Annotated in this window: 16 protein-coding genes; 2 read left to right on the top strand and 14 right to left on the bottom strand. The window is 56.7% G+C overall.

Annotated features, from left to right (window positions below; all coding sequences use genetic code 11):
* Positions 1–53: 53 nt before the first annotated feature.
* The 9 genes from BLW66_RS17005 to BLW66_RS16965 all read right to left on the bottom strand — a co-directional run bounded on the left by BLW66_RS17005 (position 54) and on the right by BLW66_RS16965 (position 12,407).
* On the bottom strand, positions 54–2,654 hold the full coding sequence (locus BLW66_RS17005) for a calcium-binding protein (RefSeq protein ID WP_139254588.1): 2,601 nt from the start codon (positions 2,652–2,654) through the stop codon (positions 54–56).
* A 293-nt stretch (positions 2,655–2,947) separates the two neighbouring features.
* The gene (locus tag BLW66_RS17000; RefSeq protein ID WP_089948850.1) at positions 2,948–4,981 is read right to left on the bottom strand and encodes a M10 family metallopeptidase C-terminal domain-containing protein; all 2,034 of its coding nucleotides are present in this window, start codon (positions 4,979–4,981) and stop codon (positions 2,948–2,950) included.
* A 172-nt stretch (positions 4,982–5,153) separates the two neighbouring features.
* Entirely contained in the window at positions 5,154–6,020 is an 867-nt protein-coding gene (locus tag BLW66_RS16995) for a sulfotransferase domain-containing protein (RefSeq protein WP_089948847.1), read from the bottom strand.
* Positions 6,021–6,113: 93 nt separating this feature from the next.
* On the bottom strand, positions 6,114–6,722 hold the full coding sequence (locus BLW66_RS16990; protein ID WP_342027831.1) for an ABC transporter ATP-binding protein: 609 nt from the start codon (positions 6,720–6,722) through the stop codon (positions 6,114–6,116).
* A 78-nt stretch (positions 6,723–6,800) separates the two neighbouring features.
* Positions 6,801–7,892 carry a KpsE/RkpR family capsule polysaccharide export protein gene (locus BLW66_RS16985; protein ID WP_089948843.1) on the bottom strand — a complete coding sequence of 364 codons (1,092 nt, stop codon included), beginning with the start codon at positions 7,890–7,892 and terminating at the stop codon, positions 6,801–6,803.
* Between the two features lie 194 nt (positions 7,893–8,086).
* Complete coding sequence (locus tag BLW66_RS16980) at positions 8,087–8,833, bottom strand: ABC transporter permease (RefSeq protein WP_170833515.1); 747 nt, start codon at positions 8,831–8,833, stop codon at positions 8,087–8,089.
* Positions 8,834–8,870: 37 nt separating this feature from the next.
* Entirely contained in the window at positions 8,871–10,082 is a 1,212-nt protein-coding gene (locus BLW66_RS16975) for a glycosyltransferase (RefSeq protein ID WP_170833514.1), read from the bottom strand.
* A complete protein-coding gene (locus BLW66_RS16970) occupies positions 10,079–11,401 on the bottom strand; it encodes a glycosyltransferase (RefSeq protein WP_089948834.1) in 1,323 nt (440 codons plus the stop codon). The genes BLW66_RS16975 and BLW66_RS16970 overlap by 4 nt, the downstream gene beginning before the upstream one ends.
* Positions 11,402–11,501: 100 nt before the next feature.
* A complete protein-coding gene (locus tag BLW66_RS16965) occupies positions 11,502–12,407 on the bottom strand; it encodes a glycosyltransferase family 2 protein (RefSeq protein ID WP_089948831.1) in 906 nt (301 codons plus the stop codon).
* A 341-nt stretch (positions 12,408–12,748) separates the two neighbouring features.
* Here BLW66_RS16965 and BLW66_RS16960 point away from each other — a divergent pair, with 341 nt between their 5' ends.
* Complete coding sequence (locus BLW66_RS16960) at positions 12,749–14,032, top strand: 4-aminobutyrate--2-oxoglutarate transaminase (protein WP_089948828.1); 1,284 nt, start codon at positions 12,749–12,751, stop codon at positions 14,030–14,032.
* Here the strand turns inward: BLW66_RS16960 and BLW66_RS16955 are convergent.
* Entirely contained in the window at positions 14,029–15,693 is a 1,665-nt protein-coding gene (locus BLW66_RS16955) for a GMC family oxidoreductase (RefSeq protein WP_089948825.1), read from the bottom strand. The two genes, BLW66_RS16960 and BLW66_RS16955, sit on opposite strands and share 4 nt — an antisense overlap.
* A gap of 118 nt (positions 15,694–15,811) precedes the next feature.
* Here BLW66_RS16955 and BLW66_RS16950 point away from each other — a divergent pair, with 118 nt between their 5' ends.
* A complete protein-coding gene (locus BLW66_RS16950; protein WP_089948823.1) occupies positions 15,812–16,717 on the top strand; it encodes a LysR family transcriptional regulator in 906 nt (301 codons plus the stop codon).
* A gap of 40 nt (positions 16,718–16,757) precedes the next feature.
* Here BLW66_RS16950 and BLW66_RS16945 read toward each other — a convergent pair whose 3' ends face one another.
* From BLW66_RS16945 to BLW66_RS16930, 4 genes are all read right to left on the bottom strand, one after another.
* Positions 16,758–17,906 (bottom strand): iron-containing alcohol dehydrogenase, encoded by a 1,149-nt coding sequence (locus BLW66_RS16945; protein WP_089948820.1) that lies wholly within the window; start codon positions 17,904–17,906, stop codon positions 16,758–16,760.
* 5 nt (positions 17,907–17,911) lie between these two features.
* The gene (locus BLW66_RS16940) at positions 17,912–19,285 is read right to left on the bottom strand and encodes an aldehyde dehydrogenase family protein (RefSeq protein WP_089948818.1); all 1,374 of its coding nucleotides are present in this window, start codon (positions 19,283–19,285) and stop codon (positions 17,912–17,914) included.
* A gap of 4 nt (positions 19,286–19,289) precedes the next feature.
* Entirely contained in the window at positions 19,290–20,654 is a 1,365-nt protein-coding gene (locus BLW66_RS16935; protein WP_089948937.1) for a glutamine synthetase family protein, read from the bottom strand.
* Positions 20,655–20,715: 61 nt separating this feature from the next.
* Positions 20,716–21,750: a TRAP transporter substrate-binding protein gene (locus BLW66_RS16930; protein ID WP_089948816.1), complete on the bottom strand. Its 1,035-nt coding sequence runs from the start codon at positions 21,748–21,750 to the stop codon at positions 20,716–20,718.
* Positions 21,751–21,765 lie beyond the last annotated feature (15 nt).

The following is a 21,765-nucleotide window of genomic DNA, read 5'->3' as shown; positions in this document are numbered from 1 at the left end:
TAGTCCGCGCGCTTCGGAGAACAGAAGTTTTTGGCGCAGCCGGGAAAACGTGCTCAGAACACGAAATCAATCACATCCAAATCGTTCAAGTTAACCCCGTGCAGGGTGATGGATGAGGTCGCGCTGGTCTCGACGACGACGTGTGCACCGTCCTGCCGTGACGCCGCGAGGAGCGCGTTGAAGTTGTTCAACCCCGACACGAGCGTCAGATCTATACGTTCCAGATCGTTCTGTGCGTTGAAGTCCCAGATGATATCGTTGCCGTGCCCGTCGGCGAAGACGAAGGTGTCGGCGTTGAAATTTCCCCTCATGTTGTCATCGCCCGCGCCGCCGATCAGCCAGTCGAACCCTGCACCGCCGCGCAAGGTGTCGGCGCCTGTGCCGCCCCACAAAACATCGTTTCCGGTCCCGCCCCAAAACCTGTCGTCCCCGTCGCCACCGACCAACCTGTCGTTACCGGCTTGCCCGAACAACGCATCTGGCCCCAGCCCCCCAAACCCCACGTCGTCGCCATCTCCGCCAAACAAGCGGTCGAAGCCGTTTCCGCCGTCCATCACGTCAGCGCCTTCTTGGCCATAAAGGTTGTCGGCCTGATCTCCGCCAAACATCATGTCGTCGCCTGCGCCGCCGTCCAGCAGGTCGAAACCGGCTTCACCAAATAGCCAGTCGTCCCCCGCACCACCAAACAACCCGTCAACTGTCAGGCCAAAATTGATACCACCGCGTAAGACGTCGTTGCCTTCCCCGCCGTACAAGCGATCAGGGGAAGAGCCACCCCAAATTTTGTCGTCCCCCGCGTCGCCGTGCAAAATATCGTAGCCTTGACCGCCGATGATAAGATCGTGGCCGTCGCCGCCGAAGATTAGGTCCGCATGTTGGCCGCCGTCGATCCTGTCCTGACCCGCGCCGCCCAGTAGTTCGTCAAATCCCGCGCTGCCGTGGATCAGGTCGTCGCCATCGCCAGCATCGACCCTGTCGTTTCCGCCGCCGACGTCGATTTGATCGTCGCCGCCGTTCAGGGACACGTCGTTTACTTCTCTGCCGCAGACCACGATGTCATCGGCGTCGCCATAACTCTGCTGCTCTGCCGACGCACTGGATGCTGGCTGAGTGACTGATGGCAACGTCGGTGCTTTCTCGACCACCTTGACCGCTGGCGCGACTGGCTGCGTGGGGTGCGGGGTCGCGGTAGGGCCCGGCGCGTCAGGGGAGGGGGCGACATGCACGCGGTCGGTATCCGTGAATGTGTTCTCATGGAGGGCCGCGAGAGTCAGTTGCGCCCCATCCGTGACATGAAGCTCCAGCCGTTCGCCGCCAAAGGTTAAATCCGCTCCGTAGTTTTGGAACGTTATGCCGATATTGGCAGGGCTGAAAATGTCAGACAGCCAAGAGAAATCCAGTTTGTCGACACCTACCTCGAAGTCCATGATGCGGTCCGTGGTGCCGTCACGTGTCAGTATAAAGGTATCCGTCCCCGAACCGCCCCACATGGTGTCACGCCCGTCGCCGTCGATCAGGACATCCGCACCGGCACCGCCGGACAGGGTGTCGTAAACATCGCTGCCCACTAAGGTGTCGTCAGCAGAAGTGCCTATAAAGGTGCCATTGGTGGCGACGGTGATTGTGCTTCCTAAATTGGTGAAGGAGAACCCGTATTCGGTCAGGAACGGGGCTGTCTCTGTCGCGACGAAAATTCGGGCACCTTCGTCGGTTTCCTGCACCTCGACCGACACGATGCCGTCCAGCGGGTTGCCGACGCTGCCCACAAGTGTGCTCACCGGTTGAAGTCGCCCACCTGGCAGAAGTTCCAGAATACTGAGACCCGCGTCATGCCCTGCGGCTATGAGGAAAACCCTGTCGCCGGACGTGAAGCTTTCCAGATGGGAGGGTTGCGCAAATCTGGTGCTGAGCGTGTCTAGGAGGTGATCAGCCGGCTTTAGCGCCGCCGCTGCCTCATCCAGTTTAAATACCGTTAAGGAGTTGCTGATCGTGCTGGCCACAACGACGTGGAGCTGGCCGTTTAACACGCCCGTGGCCATAGCCGTGGGTCCGTTGATCCACACGCCTTCGCCCGTAGTGACTGTGCTTTCCAGTTCAAACGTGCCGTCGCGCTGTCGTAAAACCTCGATAACATCGGTGCTGTCGCGCGCTACAAATGTGTAATTCAAGCCGTTATGCGCGACGGTGTGCAGGGCACTAACCTGCGCGCCGCTGCCATCCTGTGCGCTTAGCACTTCCTGACTGGTCAGTGTGCCACCGGATATCTGTACCTGCATCAATGCACCAGATTGCAAGGCTGCTATACCTGTTGCACCATCAGCGGACAGGCTCAACTTCGTGAATTGCGATGCATCACTGTCTGGCGTGACATGCGCCACAGCCCCGCCGAACGAACCTGCTGCGGAGATTGACATGCCGACCATCGGGTCGGATAGCGCCCCTACCATCAAAAGTTCCAGCCCGCCGTTTCCGGCAAAAGGCACGGCGTCTATATGGGACAGGCCGACGGATTGCGGCGGCAGGGCCACGCTGGACATAAGCCATGCCTGCCCAGCCGCGCCGCCCAAGGCGAACGACGAAAGTAGGCCACCCGAAGAGGAAACTGCGTACAGGAAGGTTTCACTTCCCAGTGTCGCCACCTCTAGATCAGACAAGCCGGCCCCGTTCTCGGGGAGGTCAAATTGAAGTCTCTCTGGTTCAGTAAATAACGTCTTAAGCACTGTCGCCCCCTCGCGTCGCTATGGGGCAATTAATGCCAAGCGAGCAGCAACTGTGCGGGCGTGATCATGGCACTTTTACGGTGAAGTCAGACAATTTGTTTTAATGCGGGGGTGTTCCCGTGTTGCAGGGCGCAATCGATGGGCAAGTTGACACTCACGAATGGAGGGCGCGTCAGCGCTGATTTCGAAGTGAATAAGGCGGGCTGTGAAGAGCCCTGGGAAGTAGCTTAGAAAATGAAATCACTCGCGTTAAAATCCGATACCTCGGTGTCCAGCAGCGTGATAGAGCTGCTTTCGCCGGTTTCGATGATCACATAGGCCTCGCCAACTTGCTGCATCGCATTTTGAACTTGTTGGAAATCGTTAATGGCACTCAGGCCAGACAGATCAATGAACTCAAAGGAGGAATTCGCCTCGAAATCGGTTATGGTATCATGCCCGTGGCCGTCGGTGAAAATGAACCTGTCCGCGTTGAAGTTGCCCGACAAGATGTCATCTCCGTCGCCGCCTAAAAGTAAGTCAAAGCCAGCGCCACCGAACAGCTGATCATCGCCGCTGCCCCCATCCATGATGTCGTTTCCAGTACCACCAAACAGCCGGTCGTTGTCGTTGTCGCCTTGCAAGATGTCGTCACCTTGCTGACCGAACAGGCCATCGCTTCCGCGCCCGCCCGTCAGGTCATCATCGCCGTCTCCACCAAACAAGCGGTCGAGGCCGTCACCGCCGAACAGGGTATCATGACCGTTCCCGCCGTGCAGGTTATCTGCTTGTTTGCCGCCATCCAGATAGTCGTCGCCGTTGCCACCCATCAGGGTGTCGAAACCGCCTTCGCCATAAAGGCGGTCGTTTCCGTCACCGCCGAACAACCCGTCAACCGTTATCCCGAAATTGGTGCCCGCCCTTAAGATGTCATCGCCGCTTCCCCCCCAGAGACGGTCAGGGCTGGCACCGCCATACAGGGTATCATCGCCAGCGTTGCCATAAAGCGTGTCGAAACCGTCGCCGCCAAACAGTCGGTCATGACCCGCGCCACCATGTAGTGTATCTGCGTGATCGTCGCCGTTCAGCGTATCGTCACCTTGACCGCCCCAAATGGTGTCGAAGCCCGCGCCGCCGTGAACAACATCATTTCCTGCCCCGCCCGCGATAATGTTTGCGACATAATTTCCAACAATCGTGTCAGCCTTCGCGCTGCCAATAGCGTTCTCGATAATCACGCCGCGTCCAATCGAGACGTTGTTAATGCCGCCCACGTCTGAGTACTGCTCCGCGTTCATATCGATCCGCGTGGCCGAGGCGGAGAATGACACATCTATCGTATCAACCCCGCTGACATCATAGATAGTAAGCGCGGTGCGCGCGCCATCATGCGCCGATGCGCTGCCTTGCCCACTGCTCAAGTCCTCGAAATAAAGTCCCAGATAATTGTCCAGCGTCGTGTTCGCGCCCCAAACGGTGTTCCCTGCGGTAGTAGAACGACCATCCGGTGTGCCGTAGAGATTTTGAATCGCCACCAGATCGGCCATCATCGGCGTTATGGGCTCACCGTAGGTGCCTTGCACACTCGTGTTTTCCGTCTGGCTGAAGTAGGACATTACCGACACGAGGTAGCTGTCGTTCGTGAACTCTTCGTCGCGCCCATATTTAGCGGAGCCATTGTAAGGCCCCTGATGCCCCAGCCCCAAGACGTGACCTATTTCGTGCACGTAGGTAGAAAAGGTATGCGTGTCGACGGTGTCCCCATAGTACTGAATATACCGGTCATCCACGTTGATCATCGCAGACCGTATGATCCCCCCGCTGGTCGTGGCGCTGGCGTAGGCGCCACTGTCGGTATTTTGAAATCGTATGTTGGCCCCGCCACCAACCTCGACAAAGTTCAGGTCAGCGACCATTTCCCACGCCTCAAACGCATAGCGCACCAACCGCTTTTCACTAGCGGAGAGCGTTGTTATGTCGACTGAAATTTCGGATTTCGATGTGGTGTCCCATCGTCGTCCCGTCCGGCCGGTTTCCTGCCAGTACCCATCGGTCAAAAACGCTGCAAGTTGATCAAGCGAAGCCGCTTCGCGCGATGGGGTGTGCGGGGACGGGTGCACATCAGGGCCTGAAAGGCCATAGCTGCCGTCATCGAAATGGTTTGCATGGAAATCAACACACCCTTCACCGAAGCTTATCATAAAGCTTTGATGGCGCTCACCAGCAAATGCTTCGCCGGTGCCGGGAGCCGTCGTGTTATTGTGGTGGCTGAGCTTGGTCATTTACGTTTCTCACTGGACGAGGATGTGATCGTGAGAACGCGGTGATGCACCCCCAACTTTCACAGGGAGGATGCGCCAGACCTGACTAAGCTTTGGTAAATGTAGCTGCCAATCTTCATGACAATTTGATCTAAACGGGCACGTGAGCTTTTGGTCTGCGAATGCGCGATCTCTAAGGGACTGACCATTGCTGCGGGATGCGCAGGCCTTCCGCCTCTAATTCGTTTCTGATGCGTCGAAAATCCGCTTCAAACAGCTCTGGGAAGAAGTCAGGCATTGGGTGGGAAACGGATGCGTTAACCTTCTTGTTCAAAATCTCGTCAGGATATCTGTGGTTTGGGACCCCCAAAAACTGCTCTATCTCAGACAAGCCCTTGCGTTGATCTGCGTGAATATCCTCGAAAAAGATGCATTTGAACGCGTCGTCTGACAGGGCCCCGCGCATTCTGCGCAAACAGCTTCCGTATTCGGAATTGGCCCAGATAAACTTCTGCCGTGCGAACTTCTCAAATTCGGCCGGTCGCCATTGGGCTAAGCTCTCGGCTTGCCCCGTAATCTGAAGGTGAAACCTCACGTGGCTCCACAGCCGTTTTACTGGATCTCGCAACGTGTAGAGCACCCTGAGCTTAGTGCAGTCGGCCTGGATTTTTCGCCAAGCGTCTGCAGGCAGCAAGGCGTAGAGATTGGAAAAATCACAATCGTATTCTTGCGTCCGCCTTAGGGCAAAGAGATTGCGATACCAAAAATCGTCGACCGGATGATCCAGATAGTTCGCGGCCCAGTGAAGGTTATTACGAACACGGCCGATAAAGTTTCGGTCAGGATCAATGTTGAGGTACCTGCGCTTCACGTTATCCAACCTGCGCGTATCGCTAAGTACCGAGCGGTCAACGTATTTGTAGTGAAAGTAGTGAATTTCTTTTTCGTTCGAGAAAAACAGTGATGGGTGCTTGTCTAACACGGAGTAAAGCCAAGTCGTGCCGGCTTTCATGGCACCCGCACTCAAAAACAGGTGCCCAAAAACCGGATCAGCATCCATGTTCGCCGCCTATAGCTTGTTGAAATCGTGGTCTTAGTGCCCCGTATAAATGGTGTTCCTTTCTGAAACGTTACGTCGCCCCAAAAAGCGGGGTCAGGCGACGGAGCGCTCCATGTTGGCGTTGTGCCGTTTTAGGGCCTCGGAAATATTGTCAAAGAATTGCATTTTCCCGCCGTCCAGAACGACGCCACAGCTGCAAATATCTGAGATCATCGCTTCAGAATGGGACACCACGATCGCCCCGGCATCTGCTAGCCGAGTGCTGAAAATTTCATTGCATTTGCGTCTAAAATTAGTGTCGCCGACGGTGGTCACTTCGTCCACGAGGTAGGTGTCAAAGGGCACGCCCATCGATACCCCGAAGGCCAGCCGTGCGCGCATGCCAGAGGAGTAAGTTCTGAAAGGCTCATCAAAATACCGCCCGAGTTCAGAAAAGTCTTTCACAAAGGCCAGTAACTCGTCGGTATCGACCCCATAAATACGCGCCACGAAGCGGGTGTTTTGCGCACCCGTTAGGTCGCCGTGAAAACTGCCAGCGAAACCTATTGGCCAAGAAATAGTACCTGTGCGAAGGACCGTGCCACTGTCGACATCCTGCGTACCAGCGATAATGCGTAGGGTGGTTGATTTGCCCGCACCGTTCCGGCCGAGCAGCGCCACCACTTCTCCCGATGGGATTGTCACAGTAGCGTCGCGCAGCACATCGCTTCGGCCGCCACCTCGAAGGCGGAAAGACTTGTTCACATTAAGAAAACTTATCAAAAGACGGGCCCCAATGTCCTAACGGCGGTCTCTGATTGAGTAGCCAACCAGCACCATCAACATCCACGCCAACATAGCCATGACTGCGGTTACGACCCCGATCACAATTTTCTGCGGGTACTTTGCTGTCTGGGGCAGAGACGGCGTTATATGTGCTACCAAGTAGCGCGATTTGCGGCGCGCCTCTGACGTGGCGGCGTCATAGTTCGCAAGGGCCGCGATGTAGGATTGCTCGGCAAATTCCTGATCAACCAACAGCGCCTCATAGGTCTCAAGCGCCGTGTAAAGGTTGCCGCGCGCCATGCTGTCCGTCGTTCGCGACCCGATAGAGGCGCGCTCCTCGTCGATGTGGGTCCTAATTGTTTGGACCTTACGCTTTGCTTGTTTCAACCTCGGGTCGGTGGGCTTGGTAACATCGGCCAGCATGGCAAGCGCAATTAACGCATCCGCCAGCTTTTGCTCTAGTACGCCCAGAACGCCCATCTGGCTTTCCACATCCGCACCCGGGTCCACGGTTTGAGATGTCTTCCGGAAGGTCGACACATTCACGCGAGCCTCTTTCAGGCGAAGCGAGGCGGTTTCCATCTCCGCTTTGGCATGGCGCATGCTATCGTCATGGGCCGTTCTACTGAGGCGCTCCACCAATGCGTTGCTGTGCTTTAGAACTGCCGACGTAAGTGCATGGCTGTCGTTTGCAGTGAAGCCTCTGGCCGCCACTGTGATGATACCTGAAGTGCGCTCTAACTGGACGGTAACCATGCGGTTCCAGAAATCGACCAGCTCTTCCAAGGATGCGTCGGGGCTCAGGCCGAACACCATATCGGTATCGTAGTGTTTAGAGAACACAGAGCGAAGATCCAGATCACTGTTCACCTGCAAAACAAGGTCGTGCGATTGAATGAATTGGTACAAGACATCCGCGTCGGATGTCCCGGATGAGACGCCGGTTAGGCCACCGAGCAACGAGGAAACGCCAGTCGTCGTTTCCTCCCTGTGAATAGAGAAGGACGCCTCTGACAGATACTGGTCAGCGGCATAATAGTAGAGGTATACTGCGATCGCGAAAACAGGCAGTAGCACCAAGAGCAAAAAACTCAGCGCTGCACCCATGTGACGGGGTCGAACGCGTGCGGCCCGTGCCGTTTTCCCTGCCTTTGCAGGGTGTGAGACTGTCCGTAAAGGGGTGGCCGCCGGTGCCGCAGGGACCAGATCCACGAATCTAGCGGTCTTTCGTTCAACCATGGCCATAGCTAACCCACCTTCGCGCCAAAGCCCCCAATTCGCGTGCAGGGAATAAAGGCCGCCTAAAGTTCATTCATTATTTTCTTGTGGTATAGGCGCAAAAAGTAAATTCCGAATGACCACAACAAAATGCAGCATAAAAAGACATAACTAGGGGAGACGTAATGCGCGCCATATTCGGAATATAATGCGTGACGCATCAAACCCACCACGTGCACGATCGGATTGAACCAGATGATGTCCCTGATCGACTTCGGCAACCCATCATATGTGTAAAAAATGCACGAAATCAGCAGCATAGGTCTGTTTATAACGGACCAGACCCGCTCCCAAACTGGCACGAACGCAAAGAGCAATATGTTCAGTGTGCCGACCGACAATCCGAGAAATGCAGCGAGGAAAACGGACATCCCGACTGCCGCGAAGTTTGGTGAAACGCCAAGATCGAAAAACCATATAATGCCCGACATAACCACGCAGAAAACGATAGCCTGCGCCCAAAGGTTCAACACAAATCTTGCGAATACAGCGTCGATGAATGTAACTTTCGGGTAGACCAACAAAGGCCGTGAAAAGCGAATTGTCTGGGAAACTTTACCTGAAATTTCTGTGTAAATGACGAAGGGCAGCAATCCTGTCGCGTAAAACAGTGCAAAATTTTCACCAAGTGGCGGGCTCTTGAGGAAAAGGCCAAAGGCGATACTCATCAATGCTATGCCTGCGGCCGGTTCTAGAATGACCCAAAGATATCCGCCGGCCGACCGCCCGTAGCTGGTCGACATCTCTCGCATCATCAAGGCGAAAATCACGCGGCATGTAGGCAATAGCGGATGCACGACTGAGGGTTTACTTTGCAAGGAGGGGGGCCACCATGCTTAGGAATTCTGAAGCCTGCTCATCGTAGGTTCGAACAGGGAGAAGTTGGGTAAAAGGTGGTGCATCAAGGACATCGTTAAGTCGCTTCGTTAAGGCCGTAGCTGGTGCGCCGATGGGCAAGAGGTGTTCTCTGTCGACGCCTGCATGCTCTGTCGTTCCGCCACTATCAGTTTGAATGACGGTGATGCCGCGGGCCACGGCTTCCCGAATGGCTAAGCCAAACGTCTCTTTCCACTGGGACATGAATAAAAGAACATCAATTTGCGCATAAAAATCATCCACAGCGGACTGCTCAAAACGCGGTTGAATCTGCCACGTGCCGCGAAGGGTGGTTAAGTCGGCGCTCTGCCACCAGCTACCATCCGTGCTGCCGTCGACCAGAATGCCGGCAAAGTCGTCTCGACCGATGTTGGAAAAAGCTTGACGAACAAGGGGCCATCCTTTGATCTGCGAGGGTCCGCCGAGAAAGCCGAACACTGTGGCGCTGCTTCGGGCGCGGCGGGCCATCTGTTCTACGAAGAACGCCGGGGAAGGCGGGCGCACACCATTTTCCCAAACCACCCCACCGCCCGGCGCGAAACCCGAACTTTCGCAGAGACCTCGCGCAAATTCGCTGGGGTAAGTGATTATGTCAGCCAAGTCCGCCTGCCGACGCAGATAGTCTGACCGCAACTTGGTAGCCCCGCGGTTCGCGACGCAATGCTGACACGTGTCGGTGTCGATCGGGTTCTGGTTGCAATATCTGCTATCTGGACGGATCATGAATTGGCGCTCGCACACCCACCAGAAATCATGAATGCTTAACACCACAGGGATATTAGCCTCCTGCGCGACCGATAGGCCGCCGGCACCGATGTCTTGCAAGCAGTGCATGTGAATAACATTAGGGGCAATCGCGTCGATCAGCTGCGCCAAGATTTCGGTGACTTGCGGGTTATTGTAAATCTCCGTGAATTTTCGATCAGGAGGCAGGTTAATCAGGTAGTTTACGACCCCGTCTTTCTCGGTGCAGGCGACGCTGTAGGCCTGAAGATCTGAACGGCTACAGGTAGAAACCGCGGTGACAAAACAAGCACCACTTTGCAAAAGGCTTTGGGCAACTTGCTCCGCAACGATGGTGGCGCCGCCATAAGAAAAAGGCGCGTAGAAAACGTTAACGACCAAGATATGCGGCTTAGTCATTCCAGCACCCATTGCATAAGCTGGGGGTCGATAATGCTTTCCTCACGCGACCCAGACCACCGCCGCTCCACGTCTTCTCGGGCAGCGGCACCCATGGCCGCACAGGCTGTTCTGTCGGCCATCAGTTTCTGCAAGAAGGCGGCCCAATCCGCCTCTGTATGGGCGATAAAACCTGTTTTTCCATGAGCCACGACATTAGCCATGTCTCCGACAGAACAGACAATGCTCGGGATGGCGACGGCGGAGGCATCCAGAACCCGCACTGCGCTTTTGCACTGGTTAAACGTGTCGTCAGCGAGCGGCATGACCGCGCAATCCGCTTGCGCGAGCCTTTCCAGATAATCGGCGTAGTTGGTGAACGCATAAGTCGCCACTTTGTTCTTTATACTCGCGGGAAGTCGGTCCTTTTCGAAATGGCCTAAAATCTCCAAACGCCGATCAGCCCCACTGTTGAGAAAGGCAGCCAACTGGCGCTCAATAAGTGCGAAATCTATCTCATGCCCTAAAGAACCGCTGGCAAAAGCTACGGTAAATCCGTCTTTTTTAACCTTTGCGGGTGCATGGCGCATTGCGGCGGCACCAGCCTCCAACGTCGCTATGTCCGCGAAATTTCGACGCAGAAAAACGGGGCGCTGCGTGTAGAGCTTCGCGTGCTCAACCAACCCCGGTGTCGACACCGAAACTGCATCCGCGCAATTCATAGCATCCAAGTATTTGGGGGCTTCGGCGCAGAAATGAGCCTTCATCGCATGGTCTACTGCATCCATATTTTGATATGTCTCATAGGCAGACACAGAAAAAAGCGGATCGTCGATATCGTAGAGAATAGGCAGCCTGAGCCGACGCGCCTCATACATGTACATCGAGCACGTCGGGGTGTGGGGCGTCCGGTACAGGATGAGGTGGGTCGCGGTTTGAAGGGAATTCACACCGCGCGCTACGTCTTGATAGTGGGAGTAGGTAACATCCACGCCCCGCGACCGCCAAAATTCCGCAAGCTGTTCAACCCGATATTTCCGACACTGCGGTAAGTTCATATCGGCGATCAAGGCGATATGGCGTGACGTTCGACGCACGGCAGGGGGCGAACTCAGGTGAAACGCGTCTTCACGAGCCAATACCCGCCATATTTTACCGTAATACTGGTCATCGTAGCGAATACCACCGTGGGAAGGTGCTGTGTGCGATGATGTGCCCCAGCCAAGGACCGCCAATTTGCTGTACCTGCGCGCTTTAGTCATGGCCGCGTGCCAGCCATCATCGCGGACGCTTTGGCGAAATCGGTTTACCAAATCAGGGCGCAACAGCTTCTGGATCATCTATTGTCTCGTGAGCTTCTATTTCACGCGACGGGGCGCCGCGCCTCCACCCCTAAAGCGGTAGTCTTTAATTTTACTTAAAACGAGGTCGTCTAGAGCCCTACACCCGCCTTAAAAGCACAGCGCACCAAAGCGCCCATGTACTTGCGGTAGTCTGGCGGTATAGCCCAAGTGAAAGCACCGCAGCTAACGCCAAAAGTAAACTTGATTGCCTTGCTTCGGAGAAACTTCGTACGATGTCGCGGTTCGCGGGGATCAACCTATGGGCGGACCGGCCAAGGGCCGCTAGGTTCACATCATTTCGCCGCCGGAACTCCCCATTCAACACCATAGCAATTCGCCGCAATCTAGCCCGAACCCCGAGGTTTGCGCCGATGACGTTTCGTGCATGTTGTCGGTAAAGTAGGGTAGGGGTGTTATCATACTCCACAATGCCGCCTGCACCTGTAACTAATAGATAGACCCACCAGTCGTGCATAACCACAGGCCCCGCTTCTGATGCCGCGGCGCGGACAAGTTCAGCAGCGGCGGGGTTCAGCAGTATTGTGTTTCCGGCGGCGATATTTTGCACCAGCGCGTTCTTGAAACTAGGTTGTCGGGGCATCGGCGCAGATGGAACTCGACGCGTCAGGGTGCTGTTCGTGACCCACGTACGGCTGCAATACAGCGCTGGCGTCGTATCGGGATACTGGCGCAGGGCAGTAACTCCGCGTTCCAGCTTGTCAGGCAGCCAAACATCGTCTTGGTCGGTGAATGCGATCCAATCCGGCGCGCCCTCAACAGATGGTAAATTCGCAAGCAAAGACATGAAGTTCGTGGCACTACCAAACCCGCCACTTTGGCGAATGTGCAACGGGTGCCCCTTCGCGCCAAACTCCTGCAGTATTTGCTCAGTCTCGTCGGTTGACCCATCGTCGCCAACCCACAAAGACCAGGCACCGAAGGTTTGCGCGGCTATGCTATCAAGCTGCTCTGGCAGATATTCGGCCCCGTTAAATGTGGCCATTAAAACATTGATATGAACGCCGTCCGGCTGACACTTACCCAATCTGTTCAACCCACCCAACCAGGTCGCCGTTCAAAGAAGTTAGGAATTGGAACCATGGGTGCCTCACTTGGGTAATGACGCCGTTCTACCCGCGGACCGTTTAAAAATTAGGTAATGCCTGCACGAAAACTTGGAGAATTTATGTGAAACACGCCGCGGATTTCCCATAGTTAAACGACCAAAGCTTTTCGCATTTAAGGGTCAAGATCGCTCTTTCCAACGCATTTAAAGTAGCTACCATGGTCGCAGAAAATGATCCTACATCCGCCTGGAATGGCGCCGTTAAAAGGACCCTTGCGATGCTAAACTCCGAACTTAACAACCGCCGCACTGACGCGATTGCGCGGGGCGTGGGCGTGATGACAAACATCTTCGCCGCCCGCGCTGAAAACACCGAGGTGTGGGACGTAGAGGGCAACCGATACATTGACTTTGCCGCAGGCATTGCCGTGGTTAACACCGGTCATCGCCACCCCAAAGTCATTGAGGCCGTGAAGGCCCAACTTGACTGCTTCACGCACACTTGCCACCAAGTGCTGCCCTATGAAAACTACGTATCGCTTGCAGAGCGGTTGAACGATTTGGTGCCAGGCGATTTCGCTAAGAAGACCATATTTGTCACCACCGGCGCAGAAGCCGCCGAGAATGCGGTGAAGATTGCGCGCGCCGCGACGGGGCGCTCAGCGGTCATTGCATTTTCGGGCGCGTTTCACGGGCGGACGTTTATGGGCATGGCGCTGACCGGAAAAGTCGTGCCCTATAAGAAAGGCTTTGGCGCGATGCCGGGGGACGTATTTCACGCGCCGTTCCCAGTTGCAGCGCATGGCATCAGCGTTGAGGATTCTATTGCCGCGTTGGACAAGCTGTTCAAAGCGGACATCGACCCCGAACGCGTGGCGGCCATCATGATCGAGCCCGTCCAAGGCGAGGGTGGCTTCTACGAGGCCCCGACGGCGTTGATGACTTATCTGCGTAAAGTCTGTGATGAACACGGCATATTACTGGTCGCGGATGAGGTTCAAACCGGCTTCGCCCGCACCGGCAAGATGTTCGCGATGGAGCATCACGACGTTGTTCCCGACCTGACCGCGATGGCTAAAGGACTTGGCGGCGGATTCCCGATCGCCGCCGTTACGGGGCGGGCGGAGGTGATGGATGCCGCCAATCCAGGCGGGCTTGGCGGGACTTATGCAGGCAACCCGCTTTCGGTTGCAGCCGCGAACGCCGTTCTCGATGTTATCGAGGAGGAGGAGCTTTGCGATCGCGCCAATTTCCTCGGTTCGCGGTTGAAGCAGCGCTTGGAAAGCCTGCGCGGCGATGTTCCAGAAATCACAGATATCCGTGGCCCGGGCCTTATGGTTGCCGTGGAATTCAACGTCGCAAACACCAGTACGCCCAATGCCGATTTCACGAACGCGGTGAAGGCCCACGCGCTGGAACAGAACCTGATTTTGCTAACCTGCGGCGTCCACGGAAACGTCATCCGCTTTCTCTCGCCGATCACCGTACAAGACGACGTCTTTGCGGAGGCGCTGGACATCATCGAAACCTCCATTCGTATGGCCCAGAAAACCGTCGGCTAGTCGCCGGACATAATCCAGCGGGCCGCCTTCTCCGCGATCATGATGGTCGGGGAGTTGGTGTTCCCGCTGGTAATTTCCGGCATGATGCTCGCGTCCACGACACGCAAACCCCGGATGCCTTTCACGCGCAGTTTCGGGTCTAGAACTGCGGTAGGGTCCTCCGCGTGGCCCATCTTCACGGTGCCTGCGGGATGAAAAATAGTGGTCGCGATGTCGCCTGCCAGTTTCGTTAAATCAGCGTCGCTTTGGTACTGAACGCCGGGGCGGTATTCCTCCGGCTGATACCGCCGCATCGACGGCTGGCTCATAATCTTGCGAACCTGCCGGAGACTGTCGGCGGCGACCTTGCGGTCGTCATCAGTCGCCAAATAGTTGGGGGTTATTTCCGGCGGGTCGCGGTAATCCCGTGAGGCTATTCGGATATACCCGCGGCTGGTCGGGTTCAGGTTGCAGACGCTGACGGTGATAGCGGGGAAATTATGCAAGTTCTCGCCAAACGCCTCCAGGCTCAACGGTTGCACATGGTATTCTAAATTTGCATACGCGAGGGTGCTGTCCGATCGCGTAAAAGCACCCAGCTGGCTTGGGGCCATGCTCATCGGGCCAGTTCGCTTCAGCAGATACTCCGCGCCAATTCTGGCTTTGCCGATCAGGCTGTTGGCCAAGGTATTCAAAGTGCGCGTGCCTTTCACCTTGAAGACCGACCGGATTTGCAGGTGATCTTGCAAGTTCTCGCCAACCGGCGCATCACGCACAACGTCGATCCCGTGCGCCTTCAATACATCCGCTGGACCGATCCCCGAAAGCTGCAAGATCTGCGGCGAATTTACCGCACCAGCAGATAGCACGACCTCGCGGCGCGCATACGCGGTTACCGACTGCCCACCCCTATCAACCCTAACCGCCGCGCATCTTCGGCTGCCATCCGGCATGTCCTCAAAAAGTAACTTCTCTGCCTGCGCCTCTGTCCAAATCGTTAGGTTCGGGCGGGCTTTAGCGGGCCTTAGGAACGCTTTCGCCGTATTCCAACGCCATCCCTGGCGCTGGTTGACGTCGAAATATCCGACACCGGCATTATTGCCAGTGTTGAAATCACTCGTCCGGTCGACGCCTGCCTCAACTGCGGCGTCCTCAAAGCTATCAAGCACGTCCCACCGCAGCCTTTGTTTTTCCACGCGCCACTCCCCACCATGACCGTGGTGGTCGGAAAAACGGCCTGTCGGCGCGGTGTTCGGATTTTGGCCGTTGTCGAGCTTATAATGGTCCTCATGCGCCTTGAAGTCCTGCAGCGAGTTCTCCCACGACCAGCCATCTTCCCCACTTAACGCGGCCCAATTGTCGTAGTCGCGCGCCTGTCCGCGCATATAAATCATACCGTTAATGGAGGAGCACCCACCAAGCGTCTTTCCGCGGGGATAGCGCAGACTGCGTCCGTTCAGCCCCTTATCCGGCTGGGTGGAATACATCCAGTCAGTGCGCGGGTTGCCGATGCAATAGAGATAGCCGACCGGAATATGGATCCACGGATAGGTGTCAGCCTTCCCCGCCTCCAGCAGTAGAACGCGCTTTGCAGGGTCCGCACTCAGGCGATTGGCCAACAGGCAACCCGCCGACCCCGCGCCGATCACGATGTAATCAAATGTGGTGTCACTTTCTGTCATGCGCCGCTCCCCCTCAAGGCGTCTAACTGTCGCCTCGGCCCAGTTCTGACGACGTTACGCGAACACTAGCCGCTTTTTCTAATGACAAATGTAGCAGCTCGGTATTACAAATATTTATATGAAACGCTTCTCCAACACCAACGCGATCCTCGCTTTCGTGACTGTCGCGCGGGAGGGGAGCGTGTCTAAGGCCGCCGAGGTTCTTAGCCTGACGCAACCCGCCGTCAGCCACCAAATCAAACGGCTGGCCGAAGAAACAGGAATGGCGCTGTTTCAGCGTACACCAACTGGTTTACGGCTGACCCATGATGGCGAGGCCATTCTACCCAAAGCCGTCAGCGTCCTCACCGCGATGAGCGACTTTCACCGTAGCGCCAACAAACAATCGGGGCAGGTGACGGGAACCTTGAAAATCGGGACCATCGTTGACCCCGAATTCATCAGACTAGGACAACTTCTAAGCCGCCTCGGCACCGAATTCCCGAGTATAACGACCGAGCTTATGCATGGCGTTAGCGGCGATGTTCTTGATCGACTAAAACGTGGCGTCATTGACGCAGGCTTTTATCTGAGCGCCCGCGACGAGACTGAACAGACCATGGACGACGACCCCATCCATTTTGAGCCGCTAGCCGATTTCTCTTACAGCGTTATTGCGCCTGTCGGGTGGGATGCGCGGGTCAGGAACGCAAGCTGGGCAGAGCTGGCCGGTTTGCCGTGGATTGGCACGCCCGCCGCATCGGTCCATAACAGATTGCTCACCGATATATTTGAGGCGCACAACTGCGTGCAAAACGTGGTCTCACAAGTGGATCAGGAAGCGTCAATGCTAGCAATGGTGCGCGTTGGTGTCGGGCTAAGCCTGTGCCGCGATTCAATTGCGTTGCATCAACAACAGACTTTTGGCCTAACGATCTGCAACACCGTTTCTGTGCCCGCGCGCCTTAGCATCGCGACATTCGCCCACCGAAAGGATAACGCCGTCATCGGGGCCTTGTTCAGCCAGCTAAAGGGAATTTGGTAGGCGCCACACTTAGGTAGAAAGCGTGGCGCACTTTTATTACTTACCCGATGCACGCAAGAAGAAGTGCCGTCGTGTTCTCCTTCGTCATCTTCACAGGATTGCCGCCCGTGCTTGGATCACTCAACGCGCCCGCCACGATGCGGTCAATATCAGGGTTCTCAACCCCAAGGCCCGCAAGTGTCTTTGGGATGCCCAAAGAGGCGTTCAATTCGTCCACGTAGTCGCAAAACCCGTCGAACCCGCCGTCGATGTCCAAGTAGTTCGCGGCTTGCGAAATCACCTTGGTAATCGCCGGTTTGTTGAACTGCAAAACAGGCGGCATGCAAACCGCGTTCGTTGTGCCGTGGTGGGTGTGATACATCGCGCCAATCGGATGGGATAACGCGTGGATTGCGCCCAGTCCTTTTTGGAAGGCCGTTGCACCCATCGCCGCCGCCGACATCATATGCGCGCGCGCCTCAAGGTCGCTACCGTCCGCATAGGCACGTGGCAGATATTCCTTCACCAAGCGCATACCTTCCAGCGCCATGCCCTGAGACATCGGGTGGTAATGCGGCGAGCAGAATGCCTCGACGCAATGCGCGAACGCATCCAGCCCCGTGCCTGCCGTGATGAACTTGGGCATACCTACCGTGAGTTCAGGATCACAGATTACCACTGTTGGCAGAAATTTCGGGTGGAAGATGATCTTCTTTTCTTCTGTCTCGGAATTGGTGATGACAGAGGCCCGCCCCACTTCGGAGCCGGTCCCCGCCGTGGTTGGCACCGCAATAATCGGTGCGATGGCATCGGCGTCGGCGCGGGTCCACCAGTCGCCGATGTCTTCAAAGTCCCACAGCGGGCGCGTTTGCCCCGCTAGGAAGGCGACCAGCTTGCCCAAATCAAGGCCGGAGCCGCCACCGAACGCAATCACGCCGTCGTGCCCGCCGTCGTTGTAGGCCTTAACGCCTGCGGCGGCGTTCTTTTCGTTCGGGTTGGGATCCACATCCGCGAACATGGCGCGACCAAGGCCTGCCGCGTCCATCAGGTCCAGCGTTTTGGTGGTGATGTCCATATTGGCCAAACCGCGGTCGGTGATGAGCAGCGGTTTCTTGATGCCAGCGACAGCGCAGGCGTCCGCGATCTCTGAAATGCGGCCTGCGCCGAAACGGATGGCAGTCGGGTAGGACCAGTTAGCGGTGATGCTCATGTGCGTTAAGCCTTCTTTAGGTGGAACGACTTGGGTCGTGTCAGGTTGTGGTAGCCGATGACTGATAAGCCGCCGCCGCGGCCTGTGTCTTTGCAACCGGTCCAGCACAGGCCCGGATCAAGGTAGTCAGCGCGGTTCATAAAGACGGTGCCCGTCTCGATCTGGTCGGCAATCGCCTCGGCGCGCGCGGCGTCATTGGTCCACAGTGATGCGGTCAAACCGAAGTCGCTGTCGTTCATCAACGCAATGGCTTCGGCGTCGTCCTTGACGGGCATGACGCCCACGACGGGGCCAAAGCTTTCCTCGCGCATGACGCGCATATCATGTGTCACATTGGTCAAGATTTGCGGCATAAGATACGCGCCCCCGTCTTCTGGGAAGTTGGCGGGGTCGATCTGCGCAGTGGCGCCAGCAGCGATGGCTTCCGCCGTTTGCGCGCGGACTTCCTCGGCAAACCGGACGTGCGCCATTGGCCCCATGGTGGTGTCCGGCTCCAACGGGTTGCCCAGTTTGTAGCCGTTCACGATCTTTACGGCTTTTGCAACGAATTCATCGAACAGCGAAACGTGCACATAAATCCGCTCAATCCCGCAACAGCACTGGCCCGCATTAAACATCGCGCCATCAATCAGCGTATCGACCGCCGCGTCCACGTCGGCGTCGTCCATAACGTAGCCGGGATCTTTGCCGCCAAGCTCCAAGCCGATGCCTGTGAATGTCCCCGCTGCGGCAGCTTCCATCGCCTTGCCACCACCGACGGAACCCGTGAAATTGACGAAGCCAAACGCGCGGTCCGCAATCAGCTCCGACGTAGTTGTGTGGTCAAGGAACACGTTCTGGAACACATCAGCGGGAATGCCTACCGAATGGAAGGCAGCGGCCATGCGTTCACCCACCAAGGGCGTTTGCGACGCGTGTTTCAGCATCACGGCATTGCCCGCGATCAGGGCAGGGGCCACCGTGTTGATGGCCGTCATGTATGGGTAATTCCACGGGGCCACCACAAGCACCAGCCCGTGCGGCACCCGTTTAATCACGCGGCGAAAGGCGTCGCTGTCTTCGACTACAATCGGGGCCAGCGCCTCCTCTGCGATACTTGCCATGTAGCTTGCCCGCTCGTTGAAACCGCCGAACTCGCCGCCGTAACGGACAGGGCGGCCCATCTGCCACGCGATTTCCGGCACGATCTCGTCATTCATCGCGCCCACGGCCGCGACGCCCGCTTGCACCAGCGCGATCCGCTCGGACAGGGGGCGCGCCGCCCATGCAGTTTGCGCGACCTTGGCACGCGCCACCGCCGCGTCAGCCTCCGCGCGCGACAGTGTCTCGCGCTCCGCATAAACGGATCCATCAATAGGAGAGATACATTGGATAGTCATAGGTTTAAGCCCTCTCAAAGCCGCGCGCGATTTCCCAATCGGTCACGACACGGTCAAATTCTTCCTGCTCCCATTCCGCCGCGCGGGTGTAATGGTCGACAACATCGTCGCCCAAAACTTCGCGTAGGAATTTCGATCCGCGCAGCGTCTGCGTCGCGTCGCGCAATGTCTGCGGAATGTCCATAGCTTTGGCATCCTCGTAGACGTCGCCGGTGGTTGCCGGTGCCAACTCCATCGCGTCCTCAATACCTTTGATCCCCGCCGCCAGCATCACGGCCTGCGCCAGATAGGGGTTCAGATCAGACCCGCCAATGCGGCATTCAACCCGCACGCCCTTCGTACCCTCGCCACACAAGCGGAATCCGGCGGTGCGATTATCAACGGACCAAACAGTTTTGGTCGGCGCGAACGTCCCCTTGGAGAACCGTTTGTAACTGTTGACGTATGGCGCAAGGAAATATGTGTATTCCGGCGAATAGTGGATCAAGCCCGCCATGTAGTGCTCCATGACTTTGGACATGCCGTGCTTGCCCGACTTGTCAAAGAACGCCGCTTCGCCGTCTTTCCACAAGGATTGGTGGACGTGGCTAGAAGAGCCAACGCGATCCTTGTGCCACTTCGGCAAGAAGGTCGCCGCATGCCCGTTTTGCCACGCGATTTCCTTGATCGCGTGCTTCGCAATCGAATGGTAGTCCGCGCACTCAAGGGCAGGGGAATAGCGAATGTTCAGCTCTTCCTGACCGGCCTCCGCCTCACCCTTGGAGTTCTCAATCGGAAGCCCCGCCGCATAAAGGTGGTTGCGGATCGGGCGCATCACGCCTTCTTCCTTGGTGGTCTGGAAAATGTGGTAATCTTCGTTGTAGCTGCTGATGGGGGCCAAGTCGCGGAACCCGCCCTTGCGGATTTCGTCTAGGGTTTTCTCAAACAGGAAAAACTCCAGCTCGGTCGCCATCTTAGCCTCGAACCCCAAAGCTTCCAGCCGTTTGATCTGCTTCTTCAAGATAGCGCGCGGCGAGTGGGGAACGGGTTCGTGGGTGTGGTGATCCAGCACGTCGCACAACACCATTACCGTGCCCTCCAACCATGGAACGGGGCGCAGGGTCGTCAGGTCCGGTTTCATTACATAGTCACCATAGCCGGTTTCCCAGCTGGTGGAGGCGTAGCCCTCCGGCGTCGCCATTTCCAAGTCAGTGGCCAATAGATAGTTGCAGCAATGGGTTTCCTCGAACGAGGTTTCCACGAAATTCGCGCCGTGGAACCGCTTGCCCATCAAGCGCCCCTGCATGTCGACAAAGCAAACCAGAACAGTATCAACCGTTCCGTCCGCGACTTGGGTTTTCATGTCATCAAATGTCAATGTAGCAGGCATTTTGTTCACTTTCATGGAGGATCACGGGGGCAACGCGCAGGCCGCCCCCGCAAATTGATTTTTAGCCGTAGCGGTACGGGCGGCCAGCTTTGACCATGTCAGCGTTGTACTTCTTGATGATGTCAACGACGCGGCGCTTGGTGTCGGATTCTGCGGCGATTTCTTCCCAGAATTCGAACGCTTTTGCTTCCACGGTTGCCCATTCCTCATCAGGGATCGACGTTAGCTCCAGCTTGGGTCCGTTCACGCGCAAGTCGGCCTCGCCGCCCCAGTACCACCACTGGCGGTAGTAGTGTGACTGGTCACAGCAGACGCGGAACAAGGTTTGCAGGTCTTCCGGCAACTCGTTCCAACGATCCATGTTCGCGAAAAACGATCCGGCCCACGCGCCAGAGATGTTGTTCGTCAGGAAGTAGTTTGTCACATCCGCCCAGCCGACAGTGTAGTCCTCGGTAATGCCAGACCATGCGATGCCGTCCAACTCGCCGGTTTGCATTGCGACTTCGATGTCCTCCCACGGCAGGTTCACCGGAACCACACCGAATTGCGACAAGAAGCGGCCCGCCGTTGGGAAGGTAAAGATGCGCTTGCCCTTCAGGTCTTCCAAGCTGCGGATCGGGTCTTTGGTGGCAAAATGGCACGGATCCCACGCACCGGCGGAGATGTGCTTCACGCCAACCTTGGCGTATTCTTCTTCCCAGATCTCGTTCAACCCGTATTTGTTGAACAGCACCGGCACGTCGAGCGAATAGCGCGAGGCGAACGGGAAGTAGCCGCCGAACACAGTGACCTCCGTCGGGGACGCCATAGAGTCGTCGTCCGATTGCACCGCGTCGATTGTGCCGCGTTGCATCGCTTGAAACAGCTCACCTGTCGGCACGAGCTGGTCCGCAAAGAACAGCTCGATCTGCATCCGGTCGCCGGCAATTTTGTTGAACATCTCGATCGCGGGCACGATGACCTCTGCGGCCAAGGATGCGCCGGCATAGGTCTGCATGCGCCATTTGATCGTGTTCTGGGCAAGGGCTGGTGTCGACAGCGCCGCAGCCGCGGGGGCGATTGCCGCCCCTTGGATAAACTTGCGTCTTGAAGTCATGTCTTTTTCTCCTTG

The organism is Litoreibacter albidus, from assembly GCF_900107015.1.
Classification (GTDB): domain Bacteria; phylum Pseudomonadota; class Alphaproteobacteria; order Rhodobacterales; family Rhodobacteraceae; genus Litoreibacter; species Litoreibacter albidus.
The sequence above is the reverse complement of the archived record's forward strand: the minus strand, read 5'-3'. Positions and strand labels throughout refer to the sequence as shown.